This is a genomic window from Firmicutes bacterium HGW-Firmicutes-1 (genome assembly GCA_002841625.1).
Classification (GTDB): Bacteria; Bacillota; Clostridia; order Lachnospirales; family Vallitaleaceae; genus HGW-1.
The window spans coordinates 361,081-378,371 of sequence record PHAG01000002.1 but is presented as its reverse complement, the minus strand read 5'-3'; the positions used below and the strand labels follow the sequence as shown (position 1 = coordinate 378,371).

At 32.1% G+C, this 17,291-nt stretch carries 14 protein-coding genes and 1 pseudogene; 3 read left to right on the top strand and 12 right to left on the bottom strand.

Going from position 1 to position 17,291, the window contains the following annotated elements:
- Window positions 1-7: 7 nt before the first annotated feature.
- The gene (locus CVU84_03945; protein ID PKM95961.1) at window positions 8-391 is read right to left on the bottom strand and encodes a hypothetical protein; all 384 of its coding nucleotides are present in this window, start codon (window positions 389-391) and stop codon (window positions 8-10) included.
- A gap of 452 nt (window positions 392-843) precedes the next feature.
- Here CVU84_03945 and CVU84_03940 point away from each other — a divergent pair, with 452 nt between their 5' ends.
- Together CVU84_03940 and CVU84_03935 are read left to right on the top strand one after the other, a co-directional pair.
- Window positions 844-1,743 carry an AraC family transcriptional regulator gene (locus tag CVU84_03940; protein PKM95960.1) on the top strand — a complete coding sequence of 300 codons (900 nt, stop codon included), beginning with the start codon at window positions 844-846 and terminating at the stop codon, window positions 1,741-1,743.
- A gap of 30 nt (window positions 1,744-1,773) precedes the next feature.
- On the top strand, window positions 1,774-2,460 hold the full coding sequence (locus tag CVU84_03935) for a DUF4386 domain-containing protein (GenBank protein ID PKM95959.1): 687 nt from the start codon (window positions 1,774-1,776) through the stop codon (window positions 2,458-2,460).
- A gap of 404 nt (window positions 2,461-2,864) precedes the next feature.
- Here CVU84_03935 and CVU84_03930 read toward each other — a convergent pair whose 3' ends face one another.
- The 11 genes and pseudogenes from CVU84_03930 to CVU84_03880 form a co-directional block, all read right to left on the bottom strand.
- Window positions 2,865-3,425 carry a hypothetical protein gene (locus CVU84_03930; protein PKM95958.1) on the bottom strand — a complete coding sequence of 187 codons (561 nt, stop codon included), beginning with the start codon at window positions 3,423-3,425 and terminating at the stop codon, window positions 2,865-2,867.
- A gap of 12 nt (window positions 3,426-3,437) precedes the next feature.
- The gene (locus CVU84_03925) at window positions 3,438-4,292 is read right to left on the bottom strand and encodes a hypothetical protein (protein ID PKM95957.1); all 855 of its coding nucleotides are present in this window, start codon (window positions 4,290-4,292) and stop codon (window positions 3,438-3,440) included.
- A gap of 1,273 nt (window positions 4,293-5,565) precedes the next feature.
- Window positions 5,566-5,646 (bottom strand): annotated as a pseudogene (locus CVU84_03920) (RNA-binding protein).
- 560 nt (window positions 5,647-6,206) lie between these two features.
- Complete coding sequence (locus CVU84_03915; protein PKM96125.1) at window positions 6,207-6,395, bottom strand: hypothetical protein; 189 nt, start codon at window positions 6,393-6,395, stop codon at window positions 6,207-6,209.
- Between the two features lie 537 nt (window positions 6,396-6,932).
- A complete protein-coding gene (locus tag CVU84_03910; protein PKM95956.1) occupies window positions 6,933-7,424 on the bottom strand; it encodes a hypothetical protein in 492 nt (163 codons plus the stop codon).
- A 186-nt stretch (window positions 7,425-7,610) separates the two neighbouring features.
- Window positions 7,611-8,777: a hypothetical protein gene (locus CVU84_03905; protein ID PKM95955.1), complete on the bottom strand. Its 1,167-nt coding sequence runs from the start codon at window positions 8,775-8,777 to the stop codon at window positions 7,611-7,613.
- Window positions 8,778-9,146: 369 nt separating this feature from the next.
- The gene (locus CVU84_03900) at window positions 9,147-9,878 is read right to left on the bottom strand and encodes a hypothetical protein (GenBank protein PKM95954.1); all 732 of its coding nucleotides are present in this window, start codon (window positions 9,876-9,878) and stop codon (window positions 9,147-9,149) included.
- A 177-nt stretch (window positions 9,879-10,055) separates the two neighbouring features.
- A complete protein-coding gene (locus tag CVU84_03895; protein PKM95953.1) occupies window positions 10,056-12,491 on the bottom strand; it encodes a hypothetical protein in 2,436 nt (811 codons plus the stop codon).
- Between the two features lie 501 nt (window positions 12,492-12,992).
- Window positions 12,993-13,832: a hypothetical protein gene (locus CVU84_03890; GenBank protein ID PKM96124.1), complete on the bottom strand. Its 840-nt coding sequence runs from the start codon at window positions 13,830-13,832 to the stop codon at window positions 12,993-12,995.
- Window positions 13,833-13,856: 24 nt separating this feature from the next.
- Entirely contained in the window at window positions 13,857-14,510 is a 654-nt protein-coding gene (locus CVU84_03885; GenBank protein ID PKM95952.1) for a hypothetical protein, read from the bottom strand.
- 74 nt (window positions 14,511-14,584) lie between these two features.
- Complete coding sequence (locus CVU84_03880; protein PKM95951.1) at window positions 14,585-15,427, bottom strand: MBL fold metallo-hydrolase; 843 nt, start codon at window positions 15,425-15,427, stop codon at window positions 14,585-14,587.
- A gap of 462 nt (window positions 15,428-15,889) precedes the next feature.
- On the opposite strand from CVU84_03880, the gene CVU84_03875 reads away from it, so the two are divergent.
- Window positions 15,890-17,152 (top strand): glutamate dehydrogenase, encoded by a 1,263-nt coding sequence (locus CVU84_03875; protein PKM95950.1) that lies wholly within the window; start codon window positions 15,890-15,892, stop codon window positions 17,150-17,152.
- Window positions 17,153-17,291: the final 139 nt, after the last annotated feature.

Here is a 17,291-nt window from a genome sequence, read left to right as displayed (position 1 = left end):
ACTTATTTTACCTCCCAACATACCTCCACATAATTAATGAAATAATAATAATTGTTGCACTCATTATTGCAGTATGTAGAATTATCTTTTGGTCTTTATTTTTCTTATAAGATAGGTAATTTAATATTACTGTACTCATAACAAGAAAGAATGAATACCACAAGAAAATATTTAGTATGATAACTAATGATTTCTCGCTATTTACAAAAAAATATCCTCCAATATTCATACCCAAAATACATATAAACTTAATAATAAAAGGTAACTCATTCTCTCCCTTTTTAAAAACATATGGATTATATTTGTCTTTATAAAATAAATAAATATTTCTGGCAATAATATAAGATAATGTGCCAATATAAAAAGTTAAATAAAAATAATAAAACAACATGAATCCCCCCCTATGACTTGAAATTTACAACTTTACAATATAATTGCAAGTTGTTTTGTTTAAATTAATATAACTCATTATTACTCTAGTGCGCAATGTCATATAACGTTACCGTGTTGCCGACGTTCATAGCTCAAACACTTGAAATTTACATAACTTCAAGGCTATGAATGTTGGCAACATATTGTTAGGCGATGCCCAAACCGGATACTGCCATTACTACCCTATATCGCTACGATTCACAGTATACCCTTGAATAGCCTTCAGTTCAGTTTCCATACATCTATATCAGTAAAATGTATTGGTTTTTCAGTAATGCGTTAATTTACTTATCATTTTTGATGCAGTATAATTAAGTCAACAATATTTAATAAATAAGTAAAACTAAACTAACAAATGGGCTTGTTGTTATCACGCTAGATAGCTATAGAAGTTTTTAAAGGAGTTGAACCATGGCAAAAATAATGAGAATAGAATCTATCTCTCAAATAAATGAGATGATTGGGAATGAAAAGTTAAAACACCCATTGATAACACTCATTGAACCATCTAAGGTAAAAATGATACCGGTAATTGACCAAAAAATCACCATGAATTTATACAGTATCAGCCTAAAAAATGGTCATGAATGTAAAATTAAATATGGCCGACAAAATTATGACTTTCAGGAAGGTACCTTGATGTGTTTAGCTCCGGGGCAAACAATAGAGCCGTTCAGTATGTCTGAAAATATTGAACTGGATGGCTGGGTTCTCATTTTTCATCCAGACCTGATAAGCAAGAGTGCTCTTGGCAAAAAGATAAATGAATATACATTTTTCACTTATGATTCTCACGAAGCACTTCACCTATCAGAGCAGGAAAGGCAAACGGTCACCGAGATAGTTAAAGCAATAAAATATGAGTACAGTCAGAATTTAGATGTTCATAGCCAGGATCTGATTATATCAAACCTAGAGTTGTTATTAAATTACTGTAAGCGATTTTACGGAAGGCAATTTATCACTCGTACAAATGTTCAAAAGGATGTGGTTATTCGTTTTGAAGCGTTTATAAATTCCTATTTCGACTCTGACAAACCAGAATCCCAGGGATTGCCTAGTGTCAGATATTGTGCTCAGGAAATGTGCTATTCTCCAAATTATTTGAGTGATTTACTGAAAAAAGAAACAGGAAAAAGTGTCCAAGAACATATCCATTTTTACTTGGTTGAAAAAGCTAAAATTATGCTTTTAGGAACACAAGAACCTGTAAACAGGATTGCGCATACGTTAGGCTTTGAATACCCGCAGCATTTTTCAAAACTTTTTAAGAATATCACCGGGATATCACCATCTGAGTATAGAAATTAAATAAATTATTGAATATGTAAAGGAGAAAAAATGAATACATACAAAAAAAATGCAATAATTGTAGGAGTATTATTTATCATTACGATGATTGCTGGTCTTATAGAATCTAATGTCGCAGCACCTATACTACAAGGACCTCTTAATAATGTTTATCCAAATGAAATCCTAGTAAAAATAGGTGCACTTCTTATATTAGTCATGTCTATTGGGATTGTTGGAATTGCAATTATGCTTTTCCCAATTTTTAAAAAGTATAATCAAACTATAGCAATTACTTATGTTAGTTTCAGGACTATCGAGTGCGTTTTCTTAATTGTTGGAGCTGTCATCTCATTATTACTCATAAAACTAAGTCAAAAATATATTACTACAGGTGCTTCAGATACTTCCTATTATGAAACTATACATAATTTAGCTATAGCCGTGAGATATTCTACCTATCAGATAGCTATGTGCATTCTTGGTCTTGGTAGCATAATGATTTGTTATTTATTATACCAGTCAAAACTCATTCCTAAGTGGTTGTCAGCCTGGGGGCTGTTTGGATACGCATTATTGTTAGCTAGCTCCCTATTAGATATTTTAGGTATTATTGATACTGTTAGTGGTTCGGGAATGATGATGTATATCCCCGGAGGTTTATGGGAATTACTTGTGTTTCCATTATGGCTCTTTGTGAAGGGATTCAATACATCTGTTATCCCTTCTGTAAAATAAGTAAACTCTCAAATACTCTGCGGATAAACTTTTCTTCAGACATCATATGCCTATCACTTTTCATAATACTAGGTTTGGGTGTCGCCTAACTATTGCATTCCCGACACCTTTATCATAAATATCTCTAATTATACCATATTTCAGTCATGGATACTTATTTTGATTGCAGTTGTCAATTGAGTAAATCTTAGTATTAACTGTAATTATACCTCATAATTTACTTTTTAGAAGATTAATAAAATCCTTCTGAGTTAATTTAAATTGATTTAGTTACATTGGATTTTATATATTTATATTTTGTTTATTGGTAATCCTTTTATTTATTATATATTATTTCATCGAAATTCCAATAAATCAAATAATTATTTTTCATTAACCCAAGCTAGCTTAATGATTTCTCCTAATCAATACATATCTTCCAGTTTCATTTTATACACTTCATAGTCCCATCTTGTTTCTTCCGACAACTTATTATATTCATTTTCTACATCCTTTAAGGTGTACTCATCCCGTAATCTGCGCTGCGCCTGACATTGATAGCCTGAGCGAATAGCTCTGGCAAACCGTTCAAGACAAGTTCCTCTCAAATATTCTACATCTCCAAAGCAGATTTCTTCAAATTGATTTCTCATAAAATCAATCAATTCAGCATCTGTCAATTCGTCCTGAGATTCATTTTTGTATAAATAAAAGATTTCTTGTAATTGTGCTAATGTATCTACATAATTGTCCTGGCTCAAGTACTGGGAATCGCAGAACGCATAAATAAGATCTGCCAGAATACCTTCGCCAAACTCAATTCGTTGATTCTCTTTTAAGGAATCTTTCCGACAGACCATCAAGGACTTGACTTCTTCCTCTGTTAAAACCAAACCAAATTTCTTGGTTTTTTCATTACAAGCAATAATTCCCTGCATTTCATATTTCTGTTGCCCCAACTGTATAAGCTCATACATTTCATCCATGTGCTCACCTTCTTAAATAATATGCTCTAAACAATTATTTTCAGCTCCATTTACAAGTTCTGTTACAATGTCCGGTATGCCATTTTGCAAATAATATAACATTTCCATATTTCCCTGATAAACATTATCTATTAATAATTTCAACAGTTCATACAATTTTTCTAATAGTATGTCTTCACTATTTTCTTTCACGATGATTGACATTTTTTTATAGTCTGCTACTTCTAGCTTAGTTTTCTGTAATGGCAGGTCAAGTAACATATTTCCAAGAACCTTTTTTAATAAAGGACTACATAAGTTTATGAAAAGTTCCTCATAACCTTCATACGATAACTCTAAAATTTCTTTTACATATTTTTCTTGAAATTGTTGTATAAACTGTTGTTCATACTTTATACACTTTACATATTCATAAATAGCATCTATTCCTTGATGTTTCTGCATTTGGATCAATAAAGGATAATCAAACTCAACTATATTGTTCTGTGGACAAAATCTTGCATCATACCATCTAAAAAACATAGGTATTTGCTTGGTTACAGCATCATAATATGCTCTATTACTAAAATCATTAAACCCTACAATCATTTCATTATAGAGATTTTGTGAAGTTACTATTTTCTGAACAACTAATTTATACCCTCGATCATAGGCCTCTCTCGCTGAAACAGTAGCATTTTGATTGGCTATTATGTTTTGACCCTTTTCAGAATTTTCACTATAACATTCATTCTCAGCAATACAATAAAGGATTGCCTCCATTAACTGTTGTGCTGTTTCATATGGAATAGATGTGCTTGATTTACTGGTATACTTTTCTGATAGGTCTTTCATTAACGGAAGTAATTCTGCTATCCCAAAATACATTCATCCACCTCCAATCCTGTATTGGATTCCAATTTTACAACTTATTCTTATGGATTTCAAGACTAGTATTTTACCCGAATTTGTAGTATAATAAAAGTAGAAAAAGAGATGAATTGCACGGTGTGCACTTCATCTCTTTTGTTGTTTTCCATATTCAATTTCATATCAATTAGGTGATGAACTTATTGTTTACTTTACTCAACACAAGCTGCCAGCCAAAAACCTTGTTAGTTAAAGGCATTAGCATTAATACCCCAAACTCAGTAGAAAATACTTATTAGATTTATTAAATGAAAAATTGTAAACAACCCTACCAAAAAAAATGTCTTAAAAAGCCTGCAGATTATCTACAGGCTTTTATTTCCTGCTATTGTTCTAATGGAGTTTCTAATATCCTGGCATCTTGTTCAGCTTTTTTAATTTTTTGTGTTGCACGAATTTTTATGAAAATAATTAAGACCAGTACAATAATTAATATAACCAGTATTGACCAAAGTATAGGCCATTGTAATTTTTCTACTGTCATTATTCTTGAAGCCGTTTTATCAAAAACAGTGCTAAAGAACTCATCATCTGTCATATTATCATTATAATAATATTTATCAATATAGTCTAATAATATATCACCTGCTTCTCTGTCAATAACAGTTTTTGCTTGAGAACCACTTAAATAATAATCAGCATAGTCACCATTATATTCATAAAAGACTAACAGTATATGAGCCTCATCGGTAAACAACTCTTGATATAATGACTCTGCAAACGCTGCTAACTCATTAACATCAGTGATATGTTCTCCGTATACATTATCAGTAATATATAAATAAGGCTGTACTCCAGTTGCTATATAAAAATTTTTCATTCCTTTTTCTAATTCTGTTTTGTTACCTATCCATCCCAAATTATCTGTATAATATTCTGTTTCATTCACTGAACCCTTTGGTAATGGTTCTCTTTCTATCGTTGATGTGGTTACATTTTCACTTTTTACAAAGGTTAAAATCATAACAAATCCTAATGTACATATTGCCATAATTATAGCAAATATTATTGAAAGACATCCACATCCTGTTGTTGCACAACCATTATTATAAAATCTTCGATTATCATATGTACTATTATCATTTACATTATTTACTCTTGACCGCCTAGTCGAACCAAAAAACCCACCAGATGAATTGCTTCCCCTTAGTTTACGTCCAACTGAGCTCCCTAAACGGCTTCCACTTGACCCGCTTGATGAACTATTTCTTCCACTACTGAATGAACTTCTTCCTCCTCCAGAACGCCCTCCACCAAATGAATGACCGCCGCCAGCGCGGCCACCTCCACCACCTGCTCCACCTGCTCTACCCATAAATCATCTTTTCTCCCTCTTTAGAATTATTACTAACATTTTCTTATGCATAACATAAGTTCTTTTCCTTCAAATAATTTTATCTGCATGGCCCTTATTTACTGTCACCATAACTGTACTTACACTCATTTACCTCCTAATATCATCGTATAATGACAGTTCCTCTCATTAATAATATCATAAAATAATTATATCATCTTTTATAATACAATCAACAAAAATCGCCAACCGATTATCACAATACTCGAATTATATTTTATAATTTGACTAAATTTCACACAAATTTTTTATTATATTCTTTCAAGTTTTTCTATCTCACACTCCGATAGAGCTCCACCACTACATCCACTTATAGTTATTAATACTATCAATATTGCAAACAACTTTTAAATCTTCATATATTTTTCCCTTTTCTAATAGCCTCAATGACATTATTAGTTCGTCTTATGACTTATCTCCCTTACTTTAAATAAATTAGGCTTTATAAAATTTATGATTTAAAATCCGATATTAATAAAATCATACTTTCTATATAAAAGCACACTAAAATATGTTCTTTAATCTCGCAGTTTATTATTATTTTCTTCTTGAGATTCTTTTTGTTTGTTTTGTAAAATATAAATATCAAGTGCTAGTATTCCTCTCCTTGCCAATTTAACAAATAAAACCAAACAATATATCGATATTCCTATAAAAAACAAATAAATCAATAAGATTACAATATGTAATGCTCCTTGAAATATAATTCCTGAATTAAATCCGTCAATTTTTAAATTACTCATTATTTTTATCTCCTTATTATAAGTTTGTAAGTAACAAATATAGCAACACAGTAATTACTAAAATCTTAAATTTAATTATCCTCATAAAATTCTTCTATTAACCGAAAAATTAATTAAAATACCTAATAAGAATACCCGATCATGAATATACCAATGTCATATAACGCTCTCGTGTTCACTACGTTCATCAGCTCCTTCACTAGAAACTTATTAACCTTATATGCTGATGAATGTTGTGATCATATTGTTATGCGATGTATTAATCGGATGTCATATGCTAACTAACAACCTATACTATTGGTAACTTCTGATATCATTACGTTTTTACCACCAGTACTCAAATTACTTCCTCACCTGATATTCACAACCTCCTGAAAATTCATCTAATAGTGCCTCGGCTTTAGCTTTTCTTCATCTGTAAGAAATTTATAGTTTCCTAGTGCAGCTCTGACAGTGACACCATTCTCAACCATAAATTTGACAGGGTAAATATTCTTTTCACTACCATTCCGTTGGCCATTTTCCCTTTACATTAGCCTCGCCTTTGAAATAATCAACTTTATCTTTAGTCTCATAAATCTCTTGAGCAGGCAGTATATTAACCTTACCCGAATCTGGGTATTCGCATATATCTATCCCTGCTTCTGTCCCGATATCTATATATAGACACTTTTCTTGTGAGTGATTATATAGTTGATGTGCACCTGCCGGACCAATCTCAAAAAAAATCATATCTCCTGCAACTAATTCTACATAACTTTCTGGTGTTCTCAACATAGCTTTACCACTAACAATCACAAATACTTCTTCTGCATTCCTATGAAAGTGATAAGGATAAGAATACTTACCTGGATCAAGTTGTCTCATATCAAAATGCAGATGCTTAGATTGAGCAATCTCTGATAACTTAGGACTCATGTGCCATGCATACTCCGGTATTGGTGCCTTCTTCAATTCAAACTTCATGTCCTCGCTCCTAAAAATATGTGCCATACTCTACCCCCTCCTCTTAAACCTTCTAAAAATATAAACTTAGCAATAATCACAGCTTTTTATTTCAGATAACGTCATCGTAGTTGCCGCCGTTTATCAGCTCAACAAGCTCCAATGCCCCACACTTAATGCAGATAAATGTTGACAACTACTTGTTATGCGAAGTATAATACGGAAATTTCACTTTTAACTTAAATCTGCTGCATCTTGTATTACTTCAAGAAATAATTGTAATGGTATTTTTTTACCACTATTATCCAGTACAATTATATTGTAACTATGAACTTGTCTTAACTGTTTAAATTTGGTCTTATCTGGTGCTTCTTTTGTTCCATAATCCTTTGTGATAAAATCACCTAGACTAAGTTCCTTCATTAGATCCAAGTAAGATGCAGCGCCTTCTTTCACTAAACCATTCAGTCTGACTAAACTGTCTTCTTTAACAACATATTCAGTTGCTACATATGCTAAGACATTACCCTCGCTATCTAATGCCTCATTCAAACTTATACTATTAAATCCAATAATCGTAAAATCAGTACTGTTCTTACTTTTTATCAAAAAATCATTAATTCCATTTGCTTTGATTGCAGTTCCAACAAACGATCCCATTTCTTTAATATATATTTGTACACTGGCATCCCAATCCGAATAATTTGGCGTAGGATTTGGTCTATCCTGCTCATCGGCAGAATTTAGTGTTAATAATCCAATCTTAGTTGCTATTTCTTTGTCAATTGCTCCCAAACTTACCAACTTTTCAACTAAGCTAGTCTTATCACCTTTTATTGGCATCTTTAATGCCAAATAACTCATCTTAGCTAATTGATCCCTATAAAATATGGATGTAGCAAATTCATTAAAATCTGATTCGATAATAAGTGATTGACTTTTTGCAAACTCTAAAGATTGGTTCCATGTAAAATCTCCAGCCGCGTCACTGTACCCTAATGCTCTTAAAATAAAAGTTATATACCCTCTAGCTGAAATAATATCGTCTGAACCATAAGTTGTGGTACTAGTGCCCTTGGTAAGTTTCTCATGATATAAATATCCTATATATTCATCTGCCCACTTAGGTACGTCAATAAATGGATGCTTGTATTTCTTATCTAGAGCCTCTTGCTCTGCACCAATTAATCGCACAAACATTATTGCTGCTTCAATTCTTGTTGGCTCTCTATCTAATTCAAAACCCGTACTTGTTCCTTTAAAAACTCCAATTTCTTTCAGCTTTTCTGCATAATCCCCATATAAGTTTGTCGCATAAACGTTTGTTGTTGTGAAAAATATTGTAGCTAATAGTAATCCACCAAAAACTAGCAAACTAAAACTCTTAAATATACTTTTCATTTATGTTTCTCCTTTTGTTTTTTTATAATCTAGTATCATATTTCGCATAACGCTCGCGTGTTTACGATGTTCATCAGCCCATTCCCTAACAACCTCATCCAATTTTATGCTGATGAATGTTTGCAACAACCTGTTAGGCGATGTTCCATTGGAAGCCTAAAAATTTAACAATAACTTTGCATTATTAGAAAAAATATTGTTCCTCTCTCTATCGTCATCTGTTCTAAAGTCGCCAAACTCTGTAAGTTCAAGTTCATTAAAATTTCTTACTATTTCCTTTTTATCTTTATACATAAAACCTCCACTGCAGTAAATTGAATGTTGGCAACATATTGTTATGTGACGGAAATTCCCGCCAGCATCCTACAATTAAAAAATATTAGTATTATTGCTAAACTCCCAGGACAATGATTTGTCAATAATATTATCTATGTCGCAGATAATATCTTGCCAACTCATTCCTTTCATTAAACCAAATTCGTTATGCTCTAAATCTATACAACCGAAACTTTCCTTTTCTGGAATCCACGATATTACTCCAATCTCTGTATAATTTTCAACTCGAAATAATAAATCTACAAAAATTATATCATTCCACTCAAAAATCCTGACATCCTGTACAGAACAAAACAGAATATAATCAGTAAAAGTTGATTTTTCCAAATCAATTTTTCTATTATTACTTCCCAAAAATTCAATTGTCTCTTCTGGAAGATTATACTTTCTAAGTTTATTTACACAATAATCTTCTTCATAAAAAAGCTTATCATCTTTTTCTTTTATTAACTTCATAATAGCAATATCATTATTCGCCTTTGCATAGTGATATGCCCTATTACCTAATCCATCAATTATCTTAGCATCAGATCCATTATCTAATAAATATTTTACTATTTCCATATAACTCGCATTTGCAGCTATATGTAAAGCAGTAGTATCAGTAGTAAAAATCTTATCTTTAGTATAATAATTTACATCTGCTCCTGCTTCATGAAGTAATTTAAGATGTTTCAAATCACCCATTAGTACACACTTTCTTAATTCGATACCCATTAATGTAAAATCTTTGCTTTCTATTACTTCTTTGATGCTTTTTTGCATATTTATTTCTCTCCTCCAATTTTTTTGCTTTTGTTACAAAGGGAATTTCTGTCACAAAACGTTCCACGTGTTCCCGACTTGACATGCTTCCGATTTTCCGTCATGTCGGGAACACACTGTTAAGCGAAGTAATCAATGAAAACTATTATAAATTATAATGCCATTCATAAATTAAAGTTAATTACTAGATGTGATTATAATTGTTTGATTATATGGGTTCCAATTTACATCAGCTTCAAAGCTTTCAGATATAAATCTCACAGGTACCATAACTCTTCCACCACAATATAAAACAGCATCATCAATCAGTATTGTTACACCATCAACAATAGCTTCATTACTTCCAACTTTAAGTATAATAATATGTTCATCCTTAATTGCAGTAATTACTTTCGTAGTATTATCCCACGTTAGTGTAGCACCAAGAACTTCAAAAATAGGTCGCGCTGGTACAAAAGTATAATTATTAACTATTTTTGGTAGCACATCAAATAAAACAGGTTTTCCATTTACTGTTACCTTAATTAGATTTGGGATCTTACTATCCGACTTACTATAGGTCATGGCTTGAACAGGTGTAACTTCACACAAATTAGACCCATCCCCTAATTCTCCATATTGGTTTAGCCCCCAAGACCATATTTTACCATCTTTATCTAGTGCCAAAGTATGAAATTTACTTGATGATATTTGAGTAATATTTTTTAAGGAAGAATTTTTTTTTGGCACATTACTATCAACATACGTTCCATCCCCAAGCTGTCCATAAGTATTTGATCCCCAAGTCCATACAGTTCCATCACTCTTTAATGCCTTTGAATTACCTGATATGGCAATTATATTTGAGATCCCATTTACAAGCTTAGGAGAGTTCATATTATTGTCTTCATCCAACTGCCAAGTTAAAACTGTACCATCTTTCTTTAGTGCTAGCGATATATTATCTAAAGAAGATATTTGAGTAATATTAGATAAACCCTGTATTTTTTCTGGGGTAACACAAATATCCGAACTACTACTATCTAAATTATTGTAATTAAATGCCCATACTGTACCACCTTTTTTAAGTATATATACATTTGAAGAATAATAATTGCCTTTAGAAATTTGAATAACATCTGCAATACCTTTGAATTTCTTAGCAAATAATCCGTCTGAATTTATTCCAAAATCATAAACTGTTCCATCCTTTTTTATTGCATAAAAATCTAATAAATATTCCCCTTGGCAAATGTCTACAATGTCAGATAAATTATCTACTTTACTCGGCACCTCACCAAAATTCGTTCCCCAACACCAAACAGTTCCATCGTTTTTAAGAGCTGCATAAGCACAGCTATTACCACTTGCTTCAACAATATTATCTAAATCTTGTATTTCTATAGGTGCACTAGAATATGCATCAGAATTAATATCATGGTTAAGTTCTCCCCAAATATTTATTGTCCCATCTGTGCTAATTCCCATACTTTGATAATCAGAGGTACTTATACTTTCTATTTTATTTAAATTTGGTATTTTAATAGGAATATTTCTTTTGATAGCTATTCCATTTCCAAGTTGCCCATTTGTATTATTGCCTACTCCCCATACAGTTCCATCATTTTTAAGTATGAGTATATGATTATAACCAGACGCAATTGTTTTTATATCTGAAATATCATCTAACATTTGAGCATTAGTAAAATCCGACCCTTGTCCAGTTACATAACCATTAACTAAATATGGCTGTCCAATTAACCAAAGTGAACCATCATTTTTCAATGCGGCTATTTGATTTTGTCCACTGACTATAGATTTAACTCCTGAAATATTTTCTATTTTTTTTATGAAATTACCCCTAGTATTAGACTTAAACATATATATTGTTCCATCATTTTTTAAAGCTACAATGGAATTTGACAAAGCAGCTATTGCAACAATATTTTCTAGTCCTTCAGCAATAGTTATTTTTTCCTGATATATATCTGTATGACCACAATACCATACTGTGCCATCATTTTTTAGGGCTACAGTAAGGTCATCCATTGCAGCAATTGATGTAATACCTGATAATTCATTTATTACTCCAGGGGTAGCAGTATATTCTTCCTGAGTAATCCTCCCTAACTGACCATCACAATTTCTTCCCCATGTCCAAACAGTTCCGTCGCTTTTTAATGCTACTGAATGATTATGCCCAGCTGACAATGCAATTACATTATTCATTCCATTTACTTGAAGTGGAGTATTCCTTTTAAAACTTTTACCATTGCCAAGTTGATAATTCATATTCGCACCCCAAGCCCAAACCGTTCCATCGCTCTTAAGAGCCAGTGCATGATTAGCACCACAACATACAGAACTAAATCCGGATAAACCGTCAATCATGGTAGGTGTACTTCTTGATAAGTATGTCCCATCACCAAGCTGACCATCATAATTATCACCCCATGTCCAAACTGTTCCATCTTCACCTATCGATGCAGAAAATGATAACCCCCCTGAAATACTTTTCATTTTTACTAAAGTATTTATGCTAATATTAGAATCGGCATTAGCATAGTTAAGTGGTAGTATCGTTATATTTAGCAAAAAAATAATGCAAGTTAAAATTGATCTAGTTTTTTTCATTTTTTCCTCCACATTTAATACGTTATTATAAGTAAATTTATAAAAGCCTAATTGATTATTTCGCTTAACTATTATATTTGTGGCACTCGTGTCGTAAACACCTCCATTATACCATAAAAATTACATTAATATATTGGATAACATACGCAATTATCACGAACGTAATAGAACAAATAAAAAGTTTACGTTTTGCACAATCAATTTTAAAATCAAACAAATCAATGCAATGATCTATAATATTGTGGGAACCTTTTTGATTTATTTCTCAAACAAATTTGTTCAGAAAGAGTTTTCTCTAAAGATAAATTCCCTTCTGCTAACTTATAAACATTTCTATTCACCTGTAGTGCCAAACATCCTATTTTAGGGATGCCTATTACTGAATTCATATCCTTCCATAATTAACGTACACTTGTATTAAGTAACATTACCAAAGTTCATAGCAACAAAATCACAAGGATATAAATCCCCCGAAGCACTAATATAGCTTATGGGTTAAGTTTAAATACATAGATATTGGAGCGAAGCAATTTTGTAATCACAACTCTCACATATTGTCTTCATCTTAAATCGATTTGCAAACAAACTATTATCTACTGCAATATTTCTTTGTATTGTTTCCTGAATTTTGTCCTTTAAATTTCCTTCAAATAAAGGGCCCGCTGTAATGATTATTGAGTCGATCACTTCTTCTGGAATTTCAACTGCAATCTTGGAAAAACCATTTGAATTTTCAAACTCTACTCGGAGGCGTATTTCTTTTTCATATGACCAGGCTTCATTTTTTACATAACCAGTCAATTCAGGAATGTTAGCAACATTTTTTAGAATTTTGTTATGGACTGTACTCCATGTTGTCAATTCCTCCTCTGTATTTAGTTCACGACTATCTGTATTGCAATATGCCACCGCAGAACAAAAAATTTGGCCCTCCTTAAGTAGAATCACTCGCCCATTTTCCTTCTGTGTTCTAGCATCAACTTCATATGCTTTCCTTATCCCTTTCACCCATTTTAGCATGACACTTTTAGGGATCGCTATTTTCACACCGTTCTCCCAGGGCTGACTATACATACTCCACATACCTATGCTTTCCCTATTTTCGCCCATATAACTAACACTAAAGATATTCTTCCATCTTGCTGGATCTCCATTTTTGTACTCAAGCAAATCATTCATATGTAGCGCAGATGATAAATGCCATCGTCTATTTTTAATAATTAGTAAGGCATTCTCAAGTTTTGTATAATGATATAAATAAGAACTATTTTCAAGTCTTCTGCTGCTTTTTAAGTAATTGATTAATTGTTCTGCTGTGCTTATTTCATCAAATCTTGAAATGTTTTCTCTCATTTTGTCCTCCTCCTAGTAATATTTGCTCTTGCTTTGTAGAATATAATAAATTGAAGTAAATTTCTTTGAATTCATTTTAAACTCAGATATTTCATTGATTTCTTGTTCAAATAATGAATCATTATTTTTATTATTAATGGATTTTTCTAAGCAGCTGTAGTAATCATTCCACCACACATTTTCATCTAATACAAATGAATTTAGTAATTCTAAATTATGTTTTTTAAAAATAGCTTGTTTTTCAATTTTATTAAATAGTTCATCATGAATTATTAAATATCCGTTTGGTTTTAGGTATGTCATCATAGTATCCAAGCCCTTTTCAAAACCAATTACATTTAGTAAGCCCTCTGCCAAGATTATATCAAATTTTCGGAAAAATAAAGTGGAATCAATAACAGATGCATGAATTACTTTAATTCTATCTGAATAGTCTAATGCAATGATTTTTTCTCTTAACCATAATAAACATGAATTATCCGAGTCAACAGCATAGACATAACCGTTGCTTATTTCAGTTAAAGCTATTGTTGGTACACCAGTTCCACATCCCAAGTCTAATATGAATGGATTTTCGATTTTGGGTATATTGGAAAAGGCCTTTATTGTGTATTTACTTAGGTTTTTTCTGCAATTATCTTTTATTTCATAAATATTTAGGTTCATAAAATACACTCCCAAATCTATAGATTTATAATTCTACTCCAGTCTCTAATTTAAATAATTTATATAAGTGTTTTTTATAATTCAAAAGCCATTCCATCATAAGCAAAATAAATTTCGTTATAGTGATTCTGCAGTTCAACGTAATCATCATATGATTTACCCCAATCTTCTTCAATATGGGTAATTATAACTTTGTTGATGTTATATTGGTTCTTTAAACTTTCGATTTCATTCATACTAAACAATTCTTCTCGTATAGGATTACCTTCTTTTAAGATGTATCCATCCTTAAGTATTTCTCCAACAAAGGTACTACCAATAACCAAAACATCTGCATTGTTAAATATGTCATCTGCTGGAAATGGTTTAATGTCACATGGAGCATGTATAACTTTGCTTTCGCCCTGCTCAAATACAAAAACGGTAGCCGAATCTGCTTTAATGAAGGTTATCTTTATGTTACCTAGATTAAGTGTATTTTTCACTACATTTCTTTTTATTAAATTTCTAACACTTTCATAATAATCTAAATACCCTCCTCTTATAGACCGTATGGAATTGATATCTGACATAACATGTTCCATTGCAAACACATTAATTGGATTATCGCATTCCTGTCCTTCAGAAATTCCAAACCAATTAATACGCATATGTTCAAAAACTCTCATGCCAAGTGTATGATCAGGATCCATATGACTAAATAGTACAGTATCAACTTGCATGACATTTGCAAAATTGAGTGCATGTACAACATCTTCCGGTGTATCAACCAATAAATTTAAATCTTCTAAAAATAAACTACATCCAAATCTTGAGTAGGGCTTTCCTTTTTCTCTTGCCTCTATACAAACAGCACACATACATAGCGGTTTAGGCAATGCAACACAGCCTCCACTTCCTATTATTGTAAATTTCACTTTTGATCATCCTCCAAAGTTATTCATCATAATTTCCTATTGAGAAATGTCATATTAACGTTGTTTTTCCGTACTAATTAATCTATACACTAATTCTTTTTTATCACTTATAAAGTTTTTTCAAACCAACTTGCTTAATAACGTATGGAAATAAAACAATACAGTTTATCATGTTTTATTTAAAATCATATCTCTTTACAGCTCTAGTATATCATATATACTTGTATAAATTAATATTAATATTTCTCTGCTGTGCAGTTAATGATGCTACCTTTAGTTTTAATTCTGTATAAATGGTAACACTATCTATATTCTACTTATTCGTTTATCAAGTTATCAATAGGGCAATATTAACATATTATTCTTAAATTTTTTATAAGGTTTGTAAAGTATTTACAATTATAGTAGAAAGTGTTACCATGAAAATATATACCTAGATCGATACTATTGGAGGCTAGAATTATGCTTGAAAAAACTTTAAACCCATTTGAGATTGTACAAAAACAGATTCGACAAGGTTGTGATGCTCTTGGAGAAAGTGATGAGCTGTATTACTTACTTTCAGAACCAGAGAGAGTTCTAGAAGTTTCAATTCCTGTAAAAATGGACGATGGTACAACCAAAATGTTTGTAGGATACCGAGTTCAACACAATGATGCTCCTGGCCCTACAAAAGGTGGAATCAGGTTTCATCCCGCTGTTACTAAAGATGAAGTTAAGGCTTTGGCAACCTGGATGACTTTCAAGTGTCTTATTGTTGGTCTCCCCTATGGTGGTGCTAAAGGTGGCGTAGTTGTTGATCCAAAACTATTGTCAAATAGAGAATTAGAAAACCTTTCGAGAGGTTATGCTAAGGCCATTACCCCGATCATTGGAGAAAAGCGCGATATACCAGCACCTGATGTTGGCACGGATGGTCAAATCATGGCGTGGATGGTAGATGAATATTCTCAATTACGAGGTGTTGGACAAACCTTACTAGCTGTTTTTACTGGGAAGCCCATAGAGCTTGGAGGTTGTCTCGGACGTAAAGAAGCGACTGGTTATGGAGTTGCACTTATGGCAAGAGAAGCTGCCAAGGTTAAGAACCTAGACTTTTCAGACTTAAAAGTTGTTGTTCAAGGTTTCGGTAATGTTGGTAGCTATGCAGCTAAATACATGCAAAATTTAGGAGCTAAAATTGTAGCTATATCTGATAGCACCTGCTGTATAAAAAATGAACACGGCATTGATGTGATACATGCCATGAATTATACAGCCCTTAACACATCCCTAGAAGGTTACCAAAATGATGGTTGCATCGAGTTACCACGTGAAGCTGCTTTTGAGCAAGAATGTGATCTTTTTGCACCTTGTGCTTTAGAAAATGCCATTACCAGCCAAAATGTAAAATTAATAAAAGCAAATATTATTGTTGAAGGTGCCAATGGTCCAACAACTCCTGAAGCTGAAAAATATCTTCTTGAGAAAGGCATCTATATCGTCCCTGATATTCTTGCAAATGCAGGCGGTGTAACGGTTTCCTACCTTGAGTGGGTTCAAAATCTTTATCATTACTACTGGACTTTTGATGAAATTCAAGATAAACAAGAGCGAAAAATGGTTGAAGCCTTCAAGAGTATTTATGAACTAAGCGTAGAAAAAGGAACAGATATGCGTAAGGCAGCTTATATGATTGCAATCCAACGTTTAGCAAAACCTTTAAGATTAAGAGGTTGGTTATAAAATAGAAACTATCATCAATATAAAAATACCAAAAAAGAAATGCTATATAAAGGGCATTTCCTCAGGTTGTTGACAATTTAACCGAATGGAATTAGTCGCCCCACTGATGTGCAAGCGAAGTTTACCTTCGATTACGAAA